This is a genomic window from Vibrio diabolicus (genome assembly GCF_011801455.1).
Taxonomy (GTDB): Bacteria; Pseudomonadota; Gammaproteobacteria; order Enterobacterales; family Vibrionaceae; genus Vibrio; species Vibrio diabolicus.
The window spans coordinates 1,565,071-1,588,593 of sequence record NZ_CP042452.1 but is presented as its reverse complement, the minus strand read 5'-3'; the positions used below and the strand labels follow the sequence as shown (position 1 = coordinate 1,588,593).

Below are 23,523 nucleotides of genomic sequence, written 5' to 3'. Positions count from 1 at the left end.
TATGAAGAAGTCACTGGCAGCACTAGGTTTGGCGTTGGTATTTACAGGAACAGCTTACGCAGCAAGCTGGGGTTACGAGGGGAGTCACGGGCCTGAGCATTGGGGCGAGTTTGCGTCTGAATGTTCCAAAGGTCAAAACCAAAGCCCAATTAATATTGTCTCCGCAGCAGAAGCGAAGTTAGACAAATTGCAGTTCGACTACCATGGCAAAGCAATCTCATTGCTCAATAACGGCCACACCCTGCAAACCAGCCTAGAGGGTGACAACACACTGTTGATTGATGGCAATGCATTCACGTTAAAGCAGTTCCACTTCCATACCCCGTCAGAAAACCATGTGGATGGCAAAGAATACCCTTTAGAAGCGCACTTTGTGCATGCTGATACAACTGGCCATTTGGCGGTTGTGGCCGTGTTTTTTCAATCCGGAAAAGCGAATCCAGATTTAGCGAAGTTACTAGCAAACATACCAAGTAAAGATCAAGGTGTAGAGATTAAATTGCCATTTGAAGCGGATGCGTTGCTTCCAAAAGACAAAGCGTATTATCGCTTTAATGGCTCACTAACGACACCACCATGCTCTGAAGGGGTACGTTGGTTAGTGATGAAAGAAGCACAAACCATTTCCCCTGAGCAGATTAAAGCGTTTACGAAAGTGATGGGGAAAAACAATCGTCCCATCCAACCATTGAATGCTCGTATGGTGTTAATGCAGCACTAACCAATCCAAGCAAATAAAAAATGAAAAAGCCCGCTTGAATAAAGCGGGCTTTGTTATTGGTATTGGTGGAAATTAGAAGCCGTGATCTTCTTGCGCTTCAGCTTTTATCATTTGAACTGGGTCGAGCTTGAGTGTTTGAGTTGGGAAGGCGATATCTGCTTCGTATTCTTTAATGATGTTAATTACTTGAAGAAGAACATCCTGTTTAACCTCATGGTATCTCACCCAATTCACGGTTTTTGTGAAGGTATAAATGAAGAAATGCAGTGACGATGGACCGAACGTATCAAAGTTGACGATAAGCGTTTGGCGTGCATCAATATCTTTGTGATTCTTAAGCATCTCTTTCACCGTTGTAATGATTTGCGGCATTTTTTCGGCGTCGTCGTAACGAAGTCCAATTTTTTCGTAGATGCGTCGGTTTAGCATGCGAGATGGGTTTTCTACGACTATGTTGCTAAACACAGAGTTTGGCACATAAAGAGGACGCTTATCGAAAGTTCGGATGATGGTCATTCTCCAGCCAATTCGTTCTACCGTACCTTCAATTTGGCGATCTGGAGAGCGGATCCAGTCGCCAACTTTAAACGGACGATCGAAGTAGATCATAAGGCCGCCAAAGAAGTTCGACAGCAGATCTTTCGCCGCTAAACCAACGATTAAACCACCGACACCACCAAAGGTGAGCAATCCTGACAGTGACAAGCCAAACGCCTGCATCACAGTGAGAATTCCGACGGTAATAAAGAACAAGCGCGCGACTTTAGCTATCGCTTGCACTGTGGTTTCATCTCGGTTTTTTTGTTCTAGGACGTACTCTTCAACATTGGTGATGAGTCGCATAACGGTCCAGACGAAGATACTGATCACCAAAATCAGTTTCAGCGTGCTTAACCAGTTTATTTTATCGTTGAGCTCGCTCTCTAATATGATGCCGATAGAGACGGTTGCTGGCCAACACCAAATGAGTGTACTGACTGGCGCTTTTAGCGCATCAAGCAACATGTCATCCCAGTGGAAAGGGGTTTTCTCTACTAGTACAGCGAGACGAGAGCGGATCAGTCGCCAAGCTATCCAAGCAATAAAGCTGGCGAGTGTAATGAAAAGGACACTCCCACTCCAATCTTGATGAGATGTTTCAATATAGCTTTGCAAATCGGTAAACCACTGTGACATATGTAACTTCTTTCTAGTGAACCATGGAAGGAAAGGTAGCAGATATTACTCCTTCACCCCAGTGATTTCCTTTAAATCATTTACTTATGTATAAATCGCCTGAGGTAGGCTATTTCGTGAGGTGAAAAGTGAGTGGTCGAAACTGGGTGATGAGCCGCTGTTCCATTCGTGTGCGGAGCTTCGTTATCTCCGATATGCGTTGATATTTGAACGATCAATTATAACTTCTCTGACTTATCGCTAACATTTATCTTAAGTAAGTGTGAGAGTGTATTGGCTCTTGAATTAGCGGAGGCAGATATGGAATTTACAGAGCTGGATCGAAACGCGCTCTACGACATCTGGATGTCACAAAAAGCCAAAATGCACATCACTCAAATGGAAATGGCGAAGCGCCTTGGTTTGAGTCTACACGAGTTTTCTGGCTTGTTACGTGGTAATTCTCCACTGACGCTAGGTTTTGTAAAACAGCTATGCGAGCAGCTACATGTACGTCCTGGTCAGGTGATTCCGTCTTTGACGGAGCGTGATCTATCTGCATCTGGTACGGTTTATTTACAAAATCGTGTGACGGTGGATGGTGATATCAGTAACGTGTTTATCGACGGCAACCAAGTCGTGATTGAGTACGTTCACCAAGTAAGCTAGCTTGCTCGTCAAATTATCGGGTTGAATAGCAATAAAAAACGAGCCAATTGTGGCTCGTTTTTTCGTTTCTGTTTTTAATCGCCTGCAAAGATTATGGGATTTTCACTAGCGAATCGCGAGAAAGATCCGCGATAGACTTTGCGCCTGTCAGCGTCATAGCTACACGCATTTCTTTATCGTACAGATCCAGTAGGTTTTCAACGCCTGCGCCGCCTTGTGCAGCCAATGCGTACACAAATGAACGACCAAGCAGTGTGCAGTCTGCGCCCAGCGCGAGCATACGAACCACATCAAGACCAGTACGGATACCTGAGTCAACAAAGATCTTAAGATCGCCTTTTACCGCATCTGCAATGCTTGGTAGTGCTTTAGCACTTGAAAGTACGCCATCTAACTGACGACCACCATGGTTAGATACCACAATGCCATCCGCGCCGAAACGTACCGCATCTTTCGCGTCTTCTTCGTCGAGGATGCCTTTGATGACCATAGGGCCATCCCAAAAGTCACGAATCCACTCAAGATCTTTCCAGGAGATAGACGGGTCGAAGTTTGCGCCTAACCAGCCGATGTAATCTTCTAGCTTTGTTGGTTCGCCACGATACGTTGAGATGTTACCTAAGTCGTGCGGCTTACCAAGTAGGCCCACATCCAGTGCCCAGCTTGGGTGGCGCATCGCCTGGAATACACGACGCATGGCTGCGTTAGGGCCGCTCATGCCTGAGTGCATGTCACGGTAACGCGCGCCAGGAACTGGCATATCAACGGTAAACACCAGCGTTGTTACGCCCGCAGCTTTTGCACGTTCAAGCACGTTCTTCATAAAGCCACGGTCTTTAAGCACGTAAAGCTGGAACCACATTGGACGTTCAATTGCAGGTGCGACTTCTTCAATCGGACAAACCGAAACAGTCGACATAGTAAACGGGATGCCCTTTTTCTCGGCTGCTTTTGCTGCTTGCACTTCGCCTCGGCGCGCGTACATACCAGTTAGACCAACAGGAGCTAGCGCGATTGGCATTGCCAGTTTCTCACCGAAGATCTCGGTTTCTAGGCTCAAATCTGTCATATCGCGTAGGACGCGTTGGCGAAGAGCGACATCACCTAAATCGTCAGTATTACGCTTCAGCGTGCGTTCGTCGTAAGAACCGCCATCAATATAATGGAATAGAAACGGGGGAAGCTTGGCTTTCGCGGCAGCGCGGTAGTCAGTAGAAGCTGAGATAATCATAATGGTGTCCTAGCGGTTATTCTAAGCAAAGTTGTGGAGCAATTTGCTCTTTCGTTGAGCCTTCATCGCAAAGCAGTGAAGGCATCAAAATGAGTATAGTTACCTATGGTTCACTTACGTTTGAACTGGTGATGTTGGTAACTCATTTACATAATTGATTGAAAAATTTTGTTAAATAACTCAATCAGTTATACAAATTGGAAAGGATGACACAGCTGCCGGGGGGATTGATGTAGCAAGCTAAATCAACATGTCGGGGTAGTAGTGCTGACAGCTGTGTCAAATTAGGCAGGGCTACAAACCCTGCGTTTCGCGTTACTTCATCAAGACATCCGTCATTTGGAGGCCGTAAATCAACACCAAACCAATAATGCCCGTCATTACAATGTAGTAGAACGTAGGGATAATAGTCTTACGTAATGTTGCGCCTTCACGGCCAAGTAAGCCTACGGTGGCTGATGCGGCAACAACGTTGTGAATCGCAATCATGTTACCTGCGGCAGCACCAACGGCTTGAAGCGACACTACAATCACACTCGAAATAGACAGTGTTTGTGCGACTTCGAATTGGAACTGGCTGAACATCATGTTTGAAACCGTATTTGAGCCAGCGATGAAAGCACCCAGCGCACCAACAGTGGCACTCAGTGCTGGGAACGCAGAACCGACAAGGTCAGAGGCAAAGTTCGCTGTTGTGACCGGCATACTTGCTAGGTCAGCGCCGTTAATACCAGAGTTGATAAAGATACGAACCATCGGGATGGTAAATACCAAGACAAACCCCGCGCCAATCAGTGTTTTGCTTGACTCGCCAAACGCTTCACGCAATGGCTTTGCGCTGCCGCTTTGTAACATTGCGGCAAGCAGTGCGACAAACACCAGAATGCCACCAGGAAGGTACAACGGCTGAATTGCAGCGCTAACGCCAGTCTCACCAAGAATGTTGCTGAACGACAAACTTACGCTTTGTACAAAGCCTTTCAGTTCTGGGCTTACGCGGCTTGCGACGAGAATTACCGCCAGCATTACATATGGAACCCAAGCTTTTACGATGCTCATTGGCTTGCCTGGATTGTCGTTTAGATCGACTTTTAGCGAGCCCAGCCATTCAGCAGGCCATTTGTCTTCGCTTTCGAAATCCCACTTAGTCTTTGGTACTAAGAAGCCTTTTTTCGCTGCGGTAACAACAATAGAAAGACCAACCAAACCACCGATTAGTGAAGGGAATTCTGCACCCAAGAACACACCAGTTAACGCGTATGGCACAGTGAAAGAGACGCCTGCGAATAAAGCAAATGGTAGAATATCCAGACCTTCACTCCAGCTTCTGTTCTTGCCGAAGAAACGTGTTAACATCATCGCCATTAATACAGGGATCATCGTACCTACAACAGCGTGAATCACAGCAACGTGCGCGGTGATATCTTGCAGGTACATTTCCCATGTTGCGCCTTGTGCAGCCAAAGACTCACTGATGTTATGCGTGTCTAAACCTTTGTTTACACCCACGATGATTGGTGTACCCACCGCACCGAATGAAACAGGCGTTGACTGAATCATCATGCCCATTAGGACAGCGGCTAGCGCAGGGAAGCCGATTGCAACCAGTAGTGGTGCAGCAATTGCTGCCGGGGTACCAAACCCTGATGCGCCTTCAATGAATGAGCCAAAACACCAAGCAATGATGATGGCTTGCACACGGCGGTCAGCTGAAATATCGGTAAATCCATTACGGATAGTGGTGATCGCTCCAGTGTGTTTTAAAGTGTTGAGCAAGAAGATGGCACCAAACACGATCCATAGAACAGAGACAGTAATGCCTAGCCCTTGGAATACAGAAGCCAGTACGCGATTGGCTGACATATCCCAAAACATTAGGGCAATAGCGACGGTTAAACCGAACGCAACAGGCATGGCTTTTTTAGCAGGCCAGTTGAGACCAACCAATAAGATGGCGGCAACAACAATTGGCGAAAATGCCACTAGGGCAAGTAGGGTTTCACTCATTTGTACATCCTTCGTACGCTGACTTCTCGAACGGTGTCAATCCGCTGTAGAGGTGACTTTTTGTTGTAATGGTTTTGTTAATTTGGCGTGAATTTACTCCTTTATTTTTTGTTGATATAGGGAAATAATGAAAATAATTAATTCCAAAAGTGACATAATCGTATGAGAGCAGACGACTTAATCCTATTTTCTCAAGTAATCGAACTGGGCAGTTTTAGTAAGGTTGCAGAAGCAAATAACCTTACAAATTCGGTAGTTAGCAAAAGAATGGCAAGGTTGGAGGAAGAGATAGGGGCGCAGCTATTATATCGAACAACGCGTAAATTGACCTTAACCGAAGCAGGTAAGGTGTTACTCCACAGTGCTAAAAATGTGAAGCAGGCCACTCAGGAGGCTATGGACGCTGTTGCAGGCTTTGGAGAGAATGTGAGCGGTCACATAAAAATGTCCGTGCCTTGTATCTCTGGAGATTTGATACTTGCTGATGCCGTTGCGGAATTTTGTAACCTTCATCCGGGTCTGACCGTGGACATGTCATTGGATAACCGCTTTGTCGATTTGGTGGCTGATGGTTACGATTTAGTCATTCGAACTGGCTACCTAGCCGATTCCAGTTTGATCGCACGACATATTCTCGATTCCCAATGGGTGGTATGCGCGTCCCCTTCATATATCGCTAAAAATGGGAAGCCGATCGAGCCGATTGATCTCACCACGCACAATTGTCTGCAATACGCTTACCAAACCACAGGTGCAACAGACTGGGAGTTTAAAGGCGAAGATGGTAATTACATCGTCAAAGTATCGGGCTGCTTTTCTACTGATAACGCGACCGCATTACGTAAAGCCGCTCTGGGCGGCCATGGTATAGCTTACGTCCCGCGATGCTTGGTGTATCACGATATTCGCAATGGCCAACTGGTGGATATTTTTCCTGAACTAGTGGGTAAAAAGTTGGGTATCTATGCGGTGTACCCGTTTACTCGTCAACCACCGAATAAAGTGAAACTGCTTATTGAGCACATTCGTGATCGTTACTTAACGATATCTCATTATTTCTAGTTCCTTCATAGATTTAAAACAATGTCGTTGAAATCAATATTGGGTGCTCTAAGGTAATCACCGCAATAAAACGATATGAAAATAAACAACTTAATAAAAACAACGGAGTAACACGGACGTTATGCATTACCCAAAAACACGTAAAGATTCTGTCGTGGACACTTACTTTGGTCACGACATTGCCGACCCTTATCGCTGGTTAGAAAATGATCGCAGCGAAGAAACCGCACAATGGGTTTCGGGTCAAAACTCAGTGACCTTCGATTTTCTTGGTCAGGTCCCGTACCGTCAACAAATCCGTGACTTGGTCGCGAACAGCCAAAACTACGAAAAATATTCCCAGCCATTTGTACGTGGTGACTACACCTATTTCTACAAAAACGACGGTTTGCAAAACCAAAGCGTATTGTATCGCCGTAAAGGCGAGGGAGAAGCCGAAGTCTTCCTTGACCCAAATACGTTCTCTGAAGAGGGCACGACCTCTCTTGGCGAAGTCAGCTTCTCGAAAGATTATCGTTTGGTCGCGTATTCCATCTCGGAAGGGGGCAGTGACTGGCGCAAGATCTTTGTTATTGATGCGGAAACCAAAGAACAGTTAGAGCCTGAGATTGTGGATGCGAAGTTTACGTCGATTTCTTGGCTGGGCAGCAAAGGCTTCTATTACTCAAGCTATGATAAGCCGCAAGGCAGTGAGTTATCTGCGCGAACTGAACATCACAAGCTTTATTATCATGAACTTTGTACACCTCAGTCTGAAGATAAAGTGATTTTCGGTGAGTTGGATACGCAGGTTCATCGTTATGTGTCTGGTACCACGACGACGGACGATCGCTTCCTCATTATTTCTGGCGCAGAATCCACATCGGGTAATCGTCTGTTTTATATCGATTTACAGTCTGAGTCCCAAGCGATTGTGACGCTTCGTGATACAACGCAAGGCGACACCTACTTGATTGATAGTCAAGACGAAACCTTGCTGCTTTACACCAACCTAGATGCGCCGAATGGCAAAGTTGTCAGCTACAACACCCGAACAGCGCAATGGATGGATGTGATTGCTGAACAAGAACAGCCGTTAGAAATCAGCAAAGGTGGCGGTTATCTGTTTGCGACTTATATGGTGGATGTGCTTTCTAAAGTGCAGCAGTTTAACTATCAAGGTGAGTGGATTCGAGATGTTGAACTGCCGGGAGAGGGCACGGCTTATGGTCTAGCGGGTAAAAAAGAAGAAACAACGCTGTATTACACCTTTACTAACTACGTGACGCCACCGACGATCTTCTCATTTGATGTTGAGTCTGGTGAATCGACGCTGTTTCAAGAATCAAAAGCGCCATTCGATCGCAGTGAGTATGAATCAAAACAGGTGTTCTACACCTCAAAAGATGGCACGCAAGTTCCGATGATCATCTCATACAAGAAGGGCATCGCGCTTGATGGCAGTGCGCCAACCATGCTGTATGGTTACGGCGGTTTTAACATCAGCCTCACTCCGATGTTTTCTGGCAATGTGGCCAACTGGCTGGAATTGGGTGGTATTTACGCTGTAGCCAACATGCGAGGCGGCGGTGAGTACGGTAAAGCTTGGCACAACGCAGGCACTCAGCAGCAAAAGCAAAACGTATTTGATGACTTTATTGCGGCGGCGGAATACCTGATTGAAAACGACTACACTAGCTCCGAGCGCCTAGCGATTCGTGGTGGTTCAAATGGCGGCTTGTTGGTTGGTGCGTGTATGACGCAACGTCCTGAGTTATTTAAGGTGGCGCTGCCAGCCGTGGGTGTGCTTGATATGCTGCGTTACCACACGTTTACGTCTGGAGAAGGCTGGAAGTATGACTATGGCACGTCTGAACAAAGCGAAGCGATGTTCCAATACTTGCTTGGCTACTCTCCTGTTCACAATGTAAAAGAAGGCGTGCAGTATCCTGCGACATTGGTGACAACTGCTGATCACGACGACCGAGTTGTGCCAGCACATTCGTACAAGTTTATTGCGGAGTTGCAAGACAAGCAGCAAGGTGCTAATCCAGTATTGATACGCATTGATGTCAATGCTGGTCATGGTGCAGGGATGCCGCTGAGTAAGCAAATTGACCTCACCACAGACGTGTATGCATTTACGTTATACAATATGGGTATTGAGTCGATTTAATGCCTTAGTTGCTCGAAGCTTCTGAGAATAAAAAATGCCGCGACACTGTCGCGGCATTTTTCATGGTTGGGGGAACTCAATTCATACTGTTTACCAGTATTTGAGCCAGGTTGACTAAGTCTGACTCTTGAACCAACCAGTCTCGGCGGCCAAACCGAAAGGCAGCTACGCCATTCTTAAGACAAGATGAAATCATCACCTTTTCTTAATCCTAGTTTATGAATATGAAACTGTGATGAACCTAAGCCGCATTGTGCTGATTTTCACTGTTTTCAAGATCAAATGAGGCATCTATCAGTTTTTTCGTGTAGTCATTTTTAGGGTTTTGGAAAATATTTTCGGCTGTACCTTGTTCCATGACCTCGCCTCTTTGCATGACAAGAACACGATCAGAAAGGGCTTTGACGACTGATAGATCGTGGCTAATAAACAAGTAGCCAATGTTATGCTTTTTCTGCAAATCTTTCAGGAGATCAATCACAGTCAGTTGAACCGAGCGGTCCAATGCAGAGGTCGGCTCATCAAGCAAAATAAACGAAGGTTCAAGGATCAGTGCTCGCGCGATAGCAATACGCTGACGCTGGCCTCCCGAAAACTCGTGCGGATAACGGTTGATGGACGCGGGATCTAAGCGAACCTCTCGAAGCACGTCGCGTGCTTTCTGCATACGTTCTTTTTTACTCAACATTGGCTGGTGGACAGTTAATCCTTCAGTGATGATCTCGCCGATAGTCATACGAGGAGAAAGCGAACCATAAGGGTCTTGGAACACCATCTGAACGTCTTTTTTCAGCTCAAAACGTTCTTTGTTTGTCAGCAACGCCATATCTTGGCCTTTGTATTCGATTTTACCTGTGGATGGTAGGAGGCCTATCAGTGCGCGGCCGAGGGTAGACTTGCCTGAACCGGATTCCCCAACAATCCCGAGTGTTTCCCCTTGTTTGAGCTCAAGAGAAATGCCTTTTACGGCTTCGAAGTACTCATTTTTACTGGCAATAAAATGCGACTTTATCAAGAATTTGACTCGTATATCGTCAGCTTTTAATAGTTGTGTAGCACTCTCGCTAATAGGGGCCTTACTGCCTTTTGGAATAGAGTTGATCAGCATACGTGTGTATTCGTGTTTTGGGTCTTCGAAGAGTGTTTGCGTTTCGCCTTCTTCGACGACTTCCCCTTTACACATCACAATGACACGGTCGGCAAAGTGTTTTACAACGCCTAAATCATGAGTAATAAAAAGTATCGCCATGCCCATCTGAGCCTGAATTTCTTTAATCAGGTGCAGCACTTCTGCTTGAACCGTGACATCTAACGCGGTGGTTGGTTCGTCGGCAATCAAAATATCGGGTTCGTTAATCAGTGCCATTGCAATCATGATGCGTTGTAACTGACCGCCAGAAAACTCGTGCGGATATTTGCTGTACGCTTTCTCTGGCTCAGGCATGTGAACCAGTTCAAACAGCTCTAACACTCTCGCTTTGGCTTTCCGTCTATCCACTGGACGGTGGCACATGATGGCCTCAGCGACTTGGATCCCCACCCGCATGTATGGATTCAATGAGGTCATCGGCTCCTGAAAAATCATACCGATACGATCACCGCGAATACTTTGCATTTCACGCTCCGTTTTATCCAAGATGGAGCTACCCTCAAACATGATGGATGAGTCCGTATGCAAAATAGCGTTGTCTGGCAATAGTTTCATCAGTGCATTGGTTGATACTGACTTGCCAGACCCAGACTCGCCAACGATGGAAAGCGTCTCGCCTGCTTTTAAATCGAAGCTAACATTCTTTACTGCATCGACGATCCCATCGTTTGTCGTAAAGCTGACCGATAGGTTATTCACCGAAAGAATGGTTTTAGAAGACATCACAGATCCTTGTGGTTGATAAAGCAAATGAAACACAAGCAATGGGCTGCGCTAAGTCTGGCAGACCTCAATGCTTGGGCTTTAGATTAATTATAAAGGTGAGAAGGCGAAGACTTTGCCGAACTCATCGCTTGCAAATGCAAAAACTGCTCATGTGCGCGCGTCACATGGTCTAGCTCAATCATCCATTGAGCATTACGTTGAGCGGAGCAAAATGCCGCCATATGAGCTAACAAGTCTTCACTTTGTTGACCAAGTAAATGACCCACACGCTCAATAAGTTCATGATTCTCTAGTTGCAAGAATTGGAATAGTGCGTACGTTTGATTGAGTGTTGAAAAAGCATCGCGCTGTAATCCGAGTTTGTTGAGAATCTCCGATTGTGCAACGCACGCATCTCTCAGCCCGGTGATGAGACAGACAAATTGACAAGGTTTGGTGTGAGCATTTTCGAGCGCCGAATGAATGTGGTTGGGTAGATTGCTGAGTACATCGTCGTATAAACGATGTGCCTCGGGCCAGTGGCCTTGTTCCATCAATTGCTCTGCTTTCAAGTAGCGCATCCAGCATTGCTCAATATTCATGTCCATCTCCACAAGAGTTGATTTGTTTTGATATTAAATGAAATTGATTATCAATTGCAAGTGCGTATTAATATCACTTTTGTGCTCATAAAATGTCCAATCAAACTAGGGTGGAAGGTAAATCACTTAAAATTAAGCAAATAATCTCTACACTCAAATGACGAAAATAAGAAAAAAGGAAGTGGATATGGCAATACTAAGATTGGAAGCTAAGCAGCTATATTCTGTAGCAGATCTAGAGAATATGCCATGTAAGTCGACCAAGGAGTTACCTCCAATTGATGAGATTGTGGGCCAAGAGCGCGCGCAAAAAGCGGTCGAGTTTGCGATGTCCATCAAAGAGAAAGGGTATAACATCTACGCCATTGGTCAGAATGGGCTAGGTAAACGCACCATGATCCTGCGCTATCTGAATCGTCACCAGCACGATGCAGCAGCTTTGTTTGATTGGTGTTACGTTGCGAACTTTGAAGATACCCGCACACCCAAGGTGTTGAAGCTGCCTTGTGGTATCGGGAATAAGTTACGTGTTGATATTGAAGCCTTAATGGGCAAACTACTGAATGCTTTACCCCTAGCGTTCGACAATGAAATGTACTTTAGCCGAGCTGAGCGATTAAAAAACCAATTGGCGGCGAAGCAACAAAACGAGCTGGACCGCATTAGCCGAGAGGCAAAAGAGAAAGGCATTAGCTTGACGCTTACCACACAAGGCGATTATCAGTTTGTCGCCATGAATGGTGACGAGCTTCATACGGAAGAGTCTTTTGATGCACTAAGTAAGAAAGAGCAAGAGCAGTTCAGTGATGCTATTGATGAACTCGAAGTACGATTACGTTCGATGGTCCGTGAACTCACAGAGTGGGAAGAAACTTACAGCGACAAAATCAAAAAGCTTAATGATGAAGTGACGCTCGATGTGATTACTCACTTCATTAAAAAGCTCAAAGTGGATTACGCAGAATATTCTGAAATCAAAACGTACTTAACTGAGCTGCAAAAAGATATTGTTGAAAACGCAGATATCTTCCTTGACCAAAGTGGTGAGCAAGGCGAAATTGCAACGGCGTCGTTGGATAAAAAATTGCCACGTCGTTATAAAGTGAACGTCTTGGTAAGTCGCAACAGCAGTGACTTTCCTATCGTTGTTGAAGAAAACCCCAATTACCATTCGCTCTTCGGTTCGATTGAGACAGCCACTTTCAAGGGAACCGTGTTTACCGACTTTTCGCTGATTCGTGCGGGGAGTTTGCATAAGGCGAATGGCGGCGTTCTGTTAATGGATGCACAGAAAGTGCTTGAACAGCCTTACGTTTGGGATGGTTTGAAGCGCGCACTGCGTGCTCGTCAATTGAGCTTTACCTCCCTAGAAAAAGAAGTGACATTGACAGGGGCGGTATCACTCGATCCCGAGCCTATCCCGCTCGACATTAAAATCATTTTGTTTGGTGACTACCGAACTTATCAATTGCTGCAGCATTACGATCCAGAGTTCAGTGAGTTGTTCCGAGTGACAGCGGATTTTGAAGATGAGATGAAGCGAACGCCAGAGTCGGAACTGCACTATGCGCGCTTTATTTCTAGCGTCGTGAACGACAACAATATGCTGCACTGTGATAGAAAGTCCATGGGACGGATTATCGAATACAGTTCACGCTTGTCTGGTGATCAAACCAAGCTATCACTCCACTCTGCCAATATTGCGAATTTATTACGTGAGTCAAACTACGTTGCTCGTCAAGCCAACTCCAACATGATCCGTATCGGTCATGTGGAAGAGGCGCTCAAGAACCAAGAAATGCGAGTGAGCCGATTACGCGACAATGTGATGGAAACGTTTGTTAACGGTACAACCTTGATTCGCACTGAAGGGAAGGCTATCGGTCAAGTGAATGCCCTCTCGGTATTAAGCACTAGCGACTACATGTTTGGCGCGCCGAATCGCATCACCGCGACGACGTGTTACGGCGATGGGGATGTTATCGATATCGAACGCAGTGTGGATTTGGGCGGCAGTATTCACTCTAAAGGCGTGATGATTCTATCGGCCTACTTGTCTTCCGTGTTTGGTAAAACGGCGCGAGTACCATTAACCACAACGATTACGTTTGAGCAATCTTATGGTGGTGTCGACGGTGATAGTGCCAGCATGGCAGAGCTATGTGCTGTGGTGTCTGCTTTTTCAAAGCAACCAAACCGACAAGACATTGCGATTACAGGCTCGATGAATCAGTTTGGTGAAGCTCAGCCGATTGGTGGTGTGAACGAAAAAATTGAAGGCTTTTACGATGTGTGTGTGATTAAAGGTCGTCATGAAGGGCAGGGGGTCATTATCCCGCAATCTAACGTTCACAACTTGATGCTCCGTTCCGACATCGTGAAAGCAGTAGAAAAAGGTGAATTTAATATTTGGGCGATTGATCATGTCACTGAAGCCATCGAGCTGTTCACGGGGAAAGTCGCCGGTGAGCCAACCGATGAAGGTTCTTATCCAATAGATACGATTTTTGGCCTTGCTCAAGCTAAGCTCAATTCGTTGAGAAAATAGCCTAAAACCGCCCTAAATGTGAATGTATCTCATCATAAGTGATCACAATTTATCATAACGACAATATCCCGACACTACTGTCGGGATATTGTCAATAACAGATTGAAAATGGGGACTTTTTGTACTAGACAAAAGTGTGATCGACCTCTAATATTCGCCACTTGTTTATTCGTCTGGGAACTTTCCCGTCGCAAGGAAGCATAGATATTCAAATAACCGAAATGCAGCTTCAGTATTGAGAGTTGCTTGAGTTCGTTTGGATATAGGCATCACGCATACAACTGAGGTCCAGTCATGCAGTTATCACTGAAAAATTTGTCAGTACGAACGCAAATTTTGGTTCCGGTATTATTTACCGCGATTGTTTTGTTTATTGCTTTGTGGATTACTAAAAACAATCTTCAAGCTGAGCAAGATGTTATTGCTTCCAACCAAGAGTCTTTGGTTTTCCATAAAGACACTTTGGCGCGTATTGACGATGAAATTTATCCACTTCGTATTACAGCGGTTTACGCTATCTACGACGCTTCCCGTCGTGAAAATTTTCTTAATGAATTGAAAGAAGGCTTAAAGCAGGTTGAAGCTGATTTAAGTGCGATTGAAGCTCGTAATCTGTTTCGTGAAGATGCGATTAAAGTTCGCCAAGCGATCGAAGCCTATGTTCGATATTCAGAGCGCTCAGTGGCTTTCTTTAACCAGTACGATCAAGGCTTGAAGTCGGACAGTGAGTACCGTGCATTCATTAAAGAGTACCGTAATGTTGGCCGAGAAATGGTTCAACAAATCAATACTCTGTCGAAGCATGTGAATGATCAAGCAGAGCAGTCAACCATAAGAAGCCATCAACAGAATGAGCGTGTACAAAACAACGCTATGCTGACAGTTCTTGCGGTATTTGCGTTCTCATTGGTGGGGGCGTGGATCTTATCAGGCATGATTGTTACGCCTATTCAAAAACTTCAAGAAGTGATGCGTCAGTTAGCAATGGGCAACTTGTCAGTTCGCGCAGATGTAGACGGTGATAACGAAATTGCGAAGCTGAGCAAAGATGTTAACCAAACAGCAGAACAGCTTTACAACACGGTCGACCAGCTAACTCGCATCAGTGAAGAGGTGGCATCGGCATCGACTGAGCTTGCCGCAGTAATGACGCAAGCAGAAGCGAATGCTCAGCTAGAGCTCGCTGAGATCGAACAAGTTGCATCGGCTGTTAATGAACTTGCTAGCACGGCAAACAACGTGAGCGATAATGCAACGTCTGCGGATTCGACAGCTCGCGAAGCTGATGGTCTTGCGCAATCAGGTCTGGCTATCTTCCAAGAGAGCGCAGAAGCAAGCGCACAGATGTCTCAGGCATTGAACGATGCAGCGCAAGTCGTACTGCGTTTAAAAGAGCAGTCGGTTCAGATCAACGACGTTATTGAAGTGATTCGCGGTGTCTCTGAGCAGACCAACTTACTCGCATTGAACGCTGCGATTGAAGCAGCGCGTGCTGGTGAGTCTGGTCGTGGTTTTGCGGTTGTTGCGGATGAAGTACGTATGCTCGCGGCACGCACGCAAGACTCGACTCAAGAGATCCAAACGATTATTGAAGAACTTCAAGCGCAGTCTGGGCTTGCGAATGACAGCATGCAAGTCAGCCTTGATATGCTCAGTCGTAACAACGAACTGACGCAACAAGCGAATGAGGCATTGGTTGGTATTACCGAGTCGGTAGCCAACATTAACGATTCAAACACGCAAGTGGCAACCGCAGCCGAAGAGCAGTCTCAAGTCACTCAAGACATCAACCGCAACGTGGTTAACATGTCTGAACTGGTTAACCAGAATGTGGCGGGTATTAGTCAAAGCGCAAGCGCGAGTACGGAACTTTCATTACTCGCAGAGAAGCAGAAAGAGCAATTGAGCTTCTTTAAGCTTTAATTCGCTATTCGCCTAACAAAATGTATAAATCCCTGAGCTATTGCTTGGGGATTTTTTTGTTTGTGAGAAACTGATTTAAAATCAGGAAGTCTATCTAAAACAGTCATTTAGTTAAAATATTTTGCGAGCAAAATCACATATAGTGAGATTATTTTTACATTTTTTGCGTCAAAATTTTTTTGACGCGAACGATTTTTTTACCTCAACCGATAACTTGATGGTTGAGAGGTATTCATATCGTCATTTTACTTGGTGTTTTCTTCTATAAGTGCTGTTTATTCAACGCGTTGCGTGAAAAATAACAGCTGCTACTATGCCGCCAGTTTTCTCGTTGGTACAGAAAAGTCCTGTTTTTCTGGTGAGAAAACACATATAAAACAATGATATGGAAAATAACAATGAAATTAAAAACTTTAGCTGTAGCAGTGGCGCTAATGGCATCAGGATCTCAAGTTGTCGCTTCAGAACTATACAACCAAGATGGCACTTCTCTTGAGATGGGCGGCCGCGCTGAAGCGCGTCTTTCTATGATGGATGGTAAGGCAAAAGACCGTACTCGCATCCGTCTTAACTTCCTAGGCAAACAGGAAATCAATGAAAACCTATACGGTGTTGGTTTTTGGGAAGGTGAGTTCGAAACAAAAGAAGAAGGTGCCGTAGATAACAACAGTGATCTTGAAACTCGTTACGCTTACGCAGGCCTAGGCGGTAAATACGGTGAAGTAACTTACGGTAAAAACGACGGTGCATTATTCGTTCTTACTGACTTTACCGATATTATGGCTTACCACGGTAACACTGCAGCACTTAAGCTGCCTGTATCTGACCGTACAGATAACATGCTTTCTTACAAAGGCCAATTCGAGCAACTAGCTGTACGTGCTAGCTACCGCTTTGCTGATCGCACAACAGATGCAAAAGGTTTTACAGACAACGAGGAAGATGGCTTCTCTCTATCTGGTATCTACGCATTTGCTAATACTGGTATTGAACTAGGTGCTGGTTATGCAGACCAAAACGATAGTGATGAGTTCATGCTTGCTGCTGCATACTCTGTAGGTGATTTCTACTTCGCTGGTAACTACACAGGCGCAGACGTGGATGTTGCAGGTGAGTCTGCGGATTACAAAGGCTACGAACTAGCTGCATCATACACTATGGGTCAAACTGTATTTACTTCTACGTTCAACAAAGGTGAGCTAGAAGATGCTGATACTGTAGAAAACCTAGCTGTTGATGTTACTTACTACTTCAAGCCTAACTTCCGTGGCTACGCATCATACAACTTCGATCTAATGGATAACGAAGGCGCTGATGAAAAAGATGAGCTAGCGCTAGGTCTACGTTACGACTTCTAAGTCGAAACTGTTATCTAAGATACTGCCTTATTCTTAGTAAACAAAACCCCTTACTTTACAGTAAGGGGTTTCTTGTTTACCGGGTATCAAAACTGGCCGCTACTTGGTGCTCATTATCAAAGCTACCTTTTTAGTGTGAGTTTAGTCCCATCAAATTTTAGGTGACTCAGGAGACTTTTAGCGTTGGTTTTACCAACCTCATCAAACTCCATTCCATAGCGAGCATGGTGTGTCGATTTTTGTAAGTTACAAATACGACCTCGCAATGGCGCGAGCATGTGGCTTTCACCGGGCATGGTTAGGTCCAATGAAACGCGATCACCAATCTGAAGTGGTCGGCTCATTGGTGATGTCACAAAGCGGCACCCACTACGAGATAAATCTCTTATCTCGCATTCAGTTCGATAGGCTTCTAAACAAACGCGCGCTCTCAAATTCACTTCGTAACGTACTTCTTTACGAAGCTGAAAGACCTGCATGGTGTTAGGTAGACTTAGCACTAAAATTGGATACGGGTCGCCGAGTCGGTGCTGCAATTGCGCCCGAAATGGAATGACAGCACCTTCCCCTCGATGAGAGTACGCTTTTACATTGATCCAAAAGCCTTCTTGAAAATAGAATTTCAAGTCCTCATCGGAGATGTTCGGAACCTCTATCAATGCGGTATTATTTGAGTGACAGCCGACAAATGTGCTGGTTGTAATAAACTTGGTACCAACAGGTGTCGTGACGTTTAAACTTACTTCACTGCCATGTTCGACCATTGCCATTGCATCGGTGCTATTTAGTGTACTTGCCTGACGTTCGGGTGCCTTCTTGCTTTGCAGAGGTAGTTTGCCGTCTCTGGCAATAGGGCTCATATTTCTCATTATTATTGTCGTACCTGATTTGAGAAGGTAAGGGCGTGAAGTGACAGAGCACTTCCGCATGGTGTTGATTCTATTCAGTGATATAGTTTGATTCAATCAATCCGTAACAAAAATTAGAGCGCAAGATATGCATAAAGTAACTCATGAAGTTGAAAACAACACATTTTGGGTTGATTTAGAACAAGGTTATAAAGCCAAGGTGGTTTATCAGCTTGAGAATAATGTCATGCACATCACATCAACCGTAGTTCCTGAAGCATTACGAGGTAAAGGGTACGGAAAAGTGATGATGGAAGCGGTATTGCCAGAAATTGAGGCACTCGGTTATCAAATCAAACCAGTCTGTCCATATGTCATTCATTATATGGAGAAAAACCAAGCGTGGTCACATCTGCTTGCATGATGATGAACGACAACCACCAACGTTACCAAAGCATTGGCCAGGAGCTAAAGCTCGGGAATTATCAATCGGTAGAAGTCATACAATCGCTATGGGGAGGCTATGGTGAGTTAGTCCGAGTTACTTATTCAACTTGTTCGGTGATCATTAAGCATGTAAAACTCCCTAAGCCTTCAGAGCATCCAAGAGGTTGGAATACTGACCGATCTCACCAAAGAAAGCTGCACTCTTATCAGGTGGAAGTGAATTGGTATACGCATTTTTCCAGAGAGGTGAGCACTCGCTGCCGAGTACCACAAGGTCTAAAAACATTCCAATCGGAGAATGAATGGCTAATTGTGATGGAAGACCTCGCCGAGGCGGGCTTTCCAAAAGTCATCACCGATGCAAAGCTAGAACATCTGCGAGCCTGCCTTACTTGGTTGGCGAATTTTCATGCGCGTTACATCGGTGTTCGCTCGGATAAGCTGTGGCATAGCGGCACGTATTGGCACTTGGCAACCAGACCCGATGAGCTTGAGGCATTGCAAGACAGTGAGCTAAAAAATGCCGCTCAATTGATTGATCAAACGCTTTCGCAAGCCAAGTTCAAGACGCTTGTACACGGTGATGCCAAATTGGCGAACTTCTGTTTTGCGCAAGATGAATTGAGCGTTGCTGCGGTCGACTTTCAATACGTCGGACATGGCTGTGCGATGAAAGATGTGGCACTGTTTATGAGTAGCGCCGTCAAGCCAGAGCGTTGTGCAGAGATGGAAGTTTGGGTCTTGGATACGTATTTCGCTCAGTTGCAACAGGCGTTAATGGTTTATCAGCCGAATCTCGACCCCGATGAAGTCGAGCGTGAATGGCGTCCTTTGTTTGCGGTTGCTTGGGCTGACTTTCAGCGCTTTGTGAAAGGTTGGAGTCCTGACCACTGGAAGATCAATCCCTACACAGAAGCATTGACTCGCAGAGCGTTGGCTTACTTACGAAAGTGAGTCGAAGTTTAAAAAGAAAAGCCTCCAACTAGTAGGAGGCTTTTCTTTATTTTTTACTTGGTCTGATACGTGCCATGTAATAGGTATTGATGAACTCGCCATCTCGGAATGAGGCATCAATCGCCTCTCCTTCAATTTCAAAACCATGCTTTTTGTACAGGCCAATCGCGGCCTCGTTGTCGGCATTCACTTCTAACTGAATGCGTCTTACATTCAACCAGTTATCCGCCAACTCGGTGATGGTTTCAATCAACTTACTTCCCACGCCTAGGCCGTGAAACTGATCGTGAACGCCAATACCAAACGCGGCCGTGTGCGCCGTTCTTGGGCGCTGCGAGTGATGAAAGCCAATGTTACCCACTACTTTACCATCGATTTCAGCGACGTAGCTGTAAACACCAGCGGGCATATTTGACAATCGTTCTACCCACATTGCGAGCGAAGGTTTTGGGAGTTGCAGGGTTTCACGTTGTGCTTTTGGTTGTGAATAGATTTCTACGAGTGCCGCTGCGTCTTCAACGGTCGTTGGACGTACGATAATTTCCATGCTTCTCTCCTTCGCTTTTTAGTATTAATTTTCAATCTAACCACAGTTCTTTATTTTGGATAGTATTTTTTGATGTTTGAGAGATAAACACCTTTTAAATTAGGTTGTTATAGGGATGTTTTTCTAAATTTTAGTAGTCATTTATCTTCGAATTTAGCAAATAGATTGCAAAGGTGTTGAATTATTGTACTGAAAATGGCGTGCACGGCAGAGTATCGTGGTGAATTTCATGTTGGAGGAAATAAATGGAATTATTCAAACTGTGACGACGGCACTGTACATCAGTTGACTTGAATCAATTGAGGGTGGAGTTACCTCTTATGAGGTATGGGGAAGAGGTACGTTTAGCGCTATTTATGCTTAACTTGATAAAGGAGTTTCGTTGAGGAAATAGCATGAAATCCTCTCAGTCTAAAACATCGCAAAGTCGGCGCCGATTTTTGCGTGATACTGTCCGAACTGTGGCAGGTGTTGGCGCAGCGGCGTGTGTGTTGGGCTTACAATCGCTGCAAAGCCAAGCTCGAGAAACCAAAGGTGTGCCTATTCGCCCACCCGGTGCTTTGCCAGAAGGCGATTTCGAATCAGCCTGTATTCGATGTGGCTTGTGCGTTCAAGCATGCCCTTACGACACATTGAAACTCGCGACATTACTTTCTCCTGTAGCCACTGGTTCTCCTTACTTTACTGCGCGCGATATTCCCTGCGAAATGTGCGAAGACATTCCTTGTGTGGTGGCTTGCCCGAGTGGGGCGCTGGATCCGACGTTAACCGATATTGATGATGCTCGAATGGGTACAGCGGTTCTTATTGACCATGAAACTTGCCTTAACTGGCAAGGGCTACGATGCGACGTTTGCTATCGCGTTTGCCCGCTGATTGATGAAGCCATCACATTAGAGATGGTTCATAACGACCGAACTGGCTATCACGCCAAACTTATCCCTACAGTGAATTCAGAAGTGTGTACTGGGTGCGGTAAGTGCGAACAAGCGTGCGTGTTGGATGTCGCTGCTATTAAAGTCGTCCCGACGGATCTGGCGAAAGGCAAAGTGGGCAGCCATTACAATTTTGGTTGGAAAGAGATCGACAAACCACTCGAAAATATCCTCCCAAGTGAGACGCCTGTACCGGAAGGTGCGCTTGAATCGCTAAAAGGAGGTAAGTAATGGCAAAGAACTTAGCTCAAAATGCTGGCAAAGAAGCGGTTGAAAAGCTTGGTTGGTGGCGCGCGCATCGGTTTCTGATTTTACGTCGGCTATGTCAGCTCACCATTATTGCGCTGTTTATGGCAGGGCCGACATTAGGGGTTCTAACCGGTAACCTCTCATCGAGTATGTTGTTCGACACGGTCCCTTTAAGTGACCCGTTAATTGTGCTTCAAGCTTTGGCAACAGGGCATATCCCGGAGTTTAATGCGTTGTTAGGCGTAGTGATTGTCGTGGTGTTCTACGCGATTTTAGCACCGCGCGCATTTTGTGCTTGGGTATGCCCGTTGAACATCGTGACGGACTTAGCGGCGTGGCTGCGCCGAAAGTTCAACATTAAAGCGAGCTATCGTTGGTCTCCGGCTATTCGCTATTGGCTGATCCCTGTTTTGATGTTGGGCAGTGCGCTGTCTGGCGCGATTCTTTGGACATGGTTAGATCCAGTGGCTGCACTGCATCGCGGATTGGTGTTTGGTATAGGCGCAGGTTGGGTGCTGATCGCACTGGTGTTCGTACTGGATTTACTCTTAGTTGAGCATGGGTGGTGTGGGCACTTATGTCCACTGGGAGCTACCTATGGCGTGATAGGCCGAAAAAGCCTGTTGCGCGTTACCGCTGTTCGCCGCGAGGATTGCACGAAATGCATGGATTGCTTTTACGTTTGCCCAGAACCAGAAGTGCTTCGACAGCCTTTGAAAGAGGGAGATCGTCGAGTTATGGATCAAAACTGCATAAGTTGTGGCCGCTGTTTGGATGTTTGTCCAGAGCATGTGTTTGAGTTCAAAACTCGCCTTAATGTGAAAAACATCGACTAAGTCGATAAGTCACTCATCAACCTTTTTCTTGCCTTTTACACATCGCGCTCACTTTCATCATTGGGCGCGATGTTTTCTGTATTGGTCATATCCTCAGTGCACTTAGAATCGCAACAGTGCGTATGTGACCATAAATAATAATGATATTGCGAATTTGTTACATTTAAAGCTATGATGATGCCTTCATATTTAAAGGAAACATCATGACTACCTCATCGCAAGGCTGGAGAACGCCGCAAAATTTCCTCCTGTTAATTTCCATTATCGTGCCCATTGCTTTTTCTACTTGGATGGCGTTGTTGAACAACTTTGTTATCGAGAAAGCGAACTTTGATGGCGCTGATATCGGTTTACTTCAAAGTGTTAGGGAAGTACCTGGCTTTCTAGCTTTCACTGCGGTATTCGTTTTACTTTTTATCCGTGAACAACGCTTTATGCTCGTCTCTTTGGCGATGCTTACGCTTGGTACGGCATTAACAGGTTATTTTACCACTTTGTACGGTCTACTTTTTACAACCTTATTGATGTCTACCGGCTTTCATTACTTTGAAACACTAAAGCAGTCTTTGTCTTTACAATGGCTATCGAAAGAAGAAGCCCCGGAAATGCTGGGTAAATTTATTTCTGTTGGGGCTTTGGCTTCTCTGTTTACCTACGGCGCCATTTGGGTTTCGCTCGAACAGCTCAAACTTGATTTTAAAACGGTCTATCTAATGGCAGGTGGTTTAGGTTTTGTGCTTATTTTGGTGATGGCATTTGCTTTCCCTCAATTTAAAACAAAAGTGCCTCAAAACAAGAAACTCATTCTGCGTAAACGTTACTGGTTGTACTACGCGCTCACGTTTATGAGTGGTGCTCGCCGTCAGATTTTCACTGTTTTCGCTGGCTTCTTGATGGTAGAGAAGTTTGGCTACTCTGCCGCAGACATTACCTTGCTGTTTTTGATCAACTATGTCTTTAACTTCTTGTTTGCGAAGCGAATCGGCCGCTTCATCGGCGTTGTTGGTGAGCGTAAAGCGCTGATGTTTGAGTACGTCGGTTTGATCTTCGTATTCGTCGGTTATGGTTTGGTGCAAACCGCGGAGTGGGCTGCTGCATTGTATGTTGTCGACCATTTGTTCTTCGCGCTAGCGCTTGCTATCAAAACCTACTTCCAAAAAATTGCTGATCCTGCCGATATGGCGTCGACCGCTGGGGTTGCGTTTACTATTAACCATATTGCGGCGGTTGTGATACCCGTTACGTTTGGTGTGATTTGGCTGGTTTCTCCTGCTAGCGTATTTTACATCGGTGCAGGTATGGCGGCTGTGAGCTTACTGCTGTCACTCAATATTCCAGCGAAGCCAGAAGAGGGCAATGAGACCCGCTTATTAAAGTGGAGCTAAGTTGGTACTTACTATCTAGTAATAGAAGTTAATTAC

19 protein-coding genes are annotated in these 23,523 nt (G+C 45.5%); 12 read left to right on the top strand and 7 right to left on the bottom strand.

Going from position 1 to position 23,523, the window contains the following annotated elements:
* The first annotated feature begins 1 nt into the window (after position 1).
* Positions 2-721, top strand: a complete 720-nt coding sequence (locus tag FR741_RS22390) for a carbonic anhydrase (RefSeq protein ID WP_104972908.1) — start codon at positions 2-4, stop codon at positions 719-721.
* A gap of 72 nt (positions 722-793) precedes the next feature.
* Here the strand turns inward: FR741_RS22390 and FR741_RS22385 are convergent, their stop codons facing one another.
* The gene (locus tag FR741_RS22385; protein WP_167427755.1) at positions 794-1,897 is read right to left on the bottom strand and encodes a mechanosensitive ion channel family protein; all 1,104 of its coding nucleotides are present in this window, start codon (positions 1,895-1,897) and stop codon (positions 794-796) included.
* A 300-nt stretch (positions 1,898-2,197) separates the two neighbouring features.
* On the opposite strand from FR741_RS22385, the gene FR741_RS22380 reads away from it, so the two are divergent.
* On the top strand, positions 2,198-2,545 hold the full coding sequence (locus FR741_RS22380; RefSeq protein WP_005375109.1) for a helix-turn-helix domain-containing protein: 348 nt from the start codon (positions 2,198-2,200) through the stop codon (positions 2,543-2,545).
* A 91-nt stretch (positions 2,546-2,636) separates the two neighbouring features.
* Here the strand turns inward: FR741_RS22380 and lldD are convergent, their stop codons facing one another.
* Both lldD and FR741_RS22370 read right to left on the bottom strand, forming a co-directional pair.
* Complete coding sequence (gene lldD, locus FR741_RS22375) at positions 2,637-3,776, bottom strand: FMN-dependent L-lactate dehydrogenase LldD (RefSeq protein WP_005383962.1); 1,140 nt, start codon at positions 3,774-3,776, stop codon at positions 2,637-2,639.
* Between the two features lie 315 nt (positions 3,777-4,091).
* Positions 4,092-5,783 carry an L-lactate permease gene (locus FR741_RS22370; RefSeq protein WP_006741952.1) on the bottom strand — a complete coding sequence of 564 codons (1,692 nt, stop codon included), beginning with the start codon at positions 5,781-5,783 and terminating at the stop codon, positions 4,092-4,094.
* A gap of 162 nt (positions 5,784-5,945) precedes the next feature.
* Here FR741_RS22370 and FR741_RS22365 point away from each other — a divergent pair, with 162 nt between their 5' ends.
* Positions 5,946-6,845, top strand: a complete 900-nt coding sequence (locus FR741_RS22365) for a LysR family transcriptional regulator (protein WP_005375112.1) — start codon at positions 5,946-5,948, stop codon at positions 6,843-6,845.
* Positions 6,846-6,966: 121 nt separating this feature from the next.
* A complete protein-coding gene (locus FR741_RS22360) occupies positions 6,967-9,000 on the top strand; it encodes a prolyl oligopeptidase family serine peptidase (RefSeq protein ID WP_167427754.1) in 2,034 nt (677 codons plus the stop codon).
* A gap of 241 nt (positions 9,001-9,241) precedes the next feature.
* Here FR741_RS22360 and FR741_RS22355 read toward each other — a convergent pair whose 3' ends face one another.
* Both FR741_RS22355 and FR741_RS22350 read right to left on the bottom strand, forming a co-directional pair.
* Positions 9,242-10,873 (bottom strand): ABC transporter ATP-binding protein, encoded by a 1,632-nt coding sequence (locus FR741_RS22355; RefSeq protein ID WP_167427753.1) that lies wholly within the window; start codon positions 10,871-10,873, stop codon positions 9,242-9,244.
* A gap of 86 nt (positions 10,874-10,959) precedes the next feature.
* A complete protein-coding gene (locus FR741_RS22350; protein ID WP_085342565.1) occupies positions 10,960-11,457 on the bottom strand; it encodes a hypothetical protein in 498 nt (165 codons plus the stop codon).
* 187 nt (positions 11,458-11,644) lie between these two features.
* Here FR741_RS22350 and FR741_RS22345 point away from each other — a divergent pair, with 187 nt between their 5' ends.
* The 3 genes from FR741_RS22345 to FR741_RS22335 all read left to right on the top strand — a co-directional run bounded on the left by FR741_RS22345 (position 11,645) and on the right by FR741_RS22335 (position 17,286).
* Positions 11,645-14,005: a Lon protease family protein gene (locus FR741_RS22345; RefSeq protein ID WP_005394880.1), complete on the top strand. Its 2,361-nt coding sequence runs from the start codon at positions 11,645-11,647 to the stop codon at positions 14,003-14,005.
* Between the two features lie 294 nt (positions 14,006-14,299).
* Positions 14,300-15,928 (top strand): methyl-accepting chemotaxis protein, encoded by a 1,629-nt coding sequence (locus FR741_RS22340; RefSeq protein ID WP_005394881.1) that lies wholly within the window; start codon positions 14,300-14,302, stop codon positions 15,926-15,928.
* 398 nt (positions 15,929-16,326) lie between these two features.
* Positions 16,327-17,286 carry a porin gene (locus FR741_RS22335; RefSeq protein WP_005394882.1) on the top strand — a complete coding sequence of 320 codons (960 nt, stop codon included), beginning with the start codon at positions 16,327-16,329 and terminating at the stop codon, positions 17,284-17,286.
* A 122-nt stretch (positions 17,287-17,408) separates the two neighbouring features.
* Here FR741_RS22335 and FR741_RS22330 read toward each other — a convergent pair whose 3' ends face one another.
* Positions 17,409-18,155: a flagellar brake protein gene (locus FR741_RS22330; protein ID WP_408646623.1), complete on the bottom strand. Its 747-nt coding sequence runs from the start codon at positions 18,153-18,155 to the stop codon at positions 17,409-17,411.
* 127 nt (positions 18,156-18,282) lie between these two features.
* On the opposite strand from FR741_RS22330, the gene FR741_RS22325 reads away from it, so the two are divergent.
* Positions 18,283-18,558 (top strand): GNAT family N-acetyltransferase, encoded by a 276-nt coding sequence (locus FR741_RS22325; protein WP_006741945.1) that lies wholly within the window; start codon positions 18,283-18,285, stop codon positions 18,556-18,558.
* Positions 18,559-18,560: 2 nt separating this feature from the next.
* Positions 18,561-19,535 carry a phosphotransferase gene (locus FR741_RS22320; RefSeq protein WP_408646639.1) on the top strand — a complete coding sequence of 325 codons (975 nt, stop codon included), beginning with the start codon at positions 18,561-18,563 and terminating at the stop codon, positions 19,533-19,535.
* A 46-nt stretch (positions 19,536-19,581) separates the two neighbouring features.
* On the opposite strand, the gene FR741_RS22315 is transcribed toward FR741_RS22320, so the two are convergent.
* Positions 19,582-20,082, bottom strand: a complete 501-nt coding sequence (locus tag FR741_RS22315; RefSeq protein ID WP_005462908.1) for a GNAT family N-acetyltransferase — start codon at positions 20,080-20,082, stop codon at positions 19,582-19,584.
* Between the two features lie 395 nt (positions 20,083-20,477).
* Here FR741_RS22315 and napG point away from each other — a divergent pair, with 395 nt between their 5' ends.
* From napG to FR741_RS22300, 3 genes are all read left to right on the top strand, one after another.
* The gene (gene napG / locus FR741_RS22310) at positions 20,478-21,248 is read left to right on the top strand and encodes a ferredoxin-type protein NapG (protein WP_167427751.1); all 771 of its coding nucleotides are present in this window, start codon (positions 20,478-20,480) and stop codon (positions 21,246-21,248) included.
* Positions 21,248-22,102 (top strand): quinol dehydrogenase ferredoxin subunit NapH, encoded by an 855-nt coding sequence (gene napH / locus FR741_RS22305; protein ID WP_167427750.1) that lies wholly within the window; start codon positions 21,248-21,250, stop codon positions 22,100-22,102. Before napG ends, napH begins: the two co-directional genes overlap by 1 nt.
* 203 nt (positions 22,103-22,305) lie before the next feature.
* Positions 22,306-23,487 carry an MFS transporter gene (locus tag FR741_RS22300; RefSeq protein ID WP_167427749.1) on the top strand — a complete coding sequence of 394 codons (1,182 nt, stop codon included), beginning with the start codon at positions 22,306-22,308 and terminating at the stop codon, positions 23,485-23,487.
* The last annotated feature ends 36 nt before the right edge of the window (positions 23,488-23,523 follow it).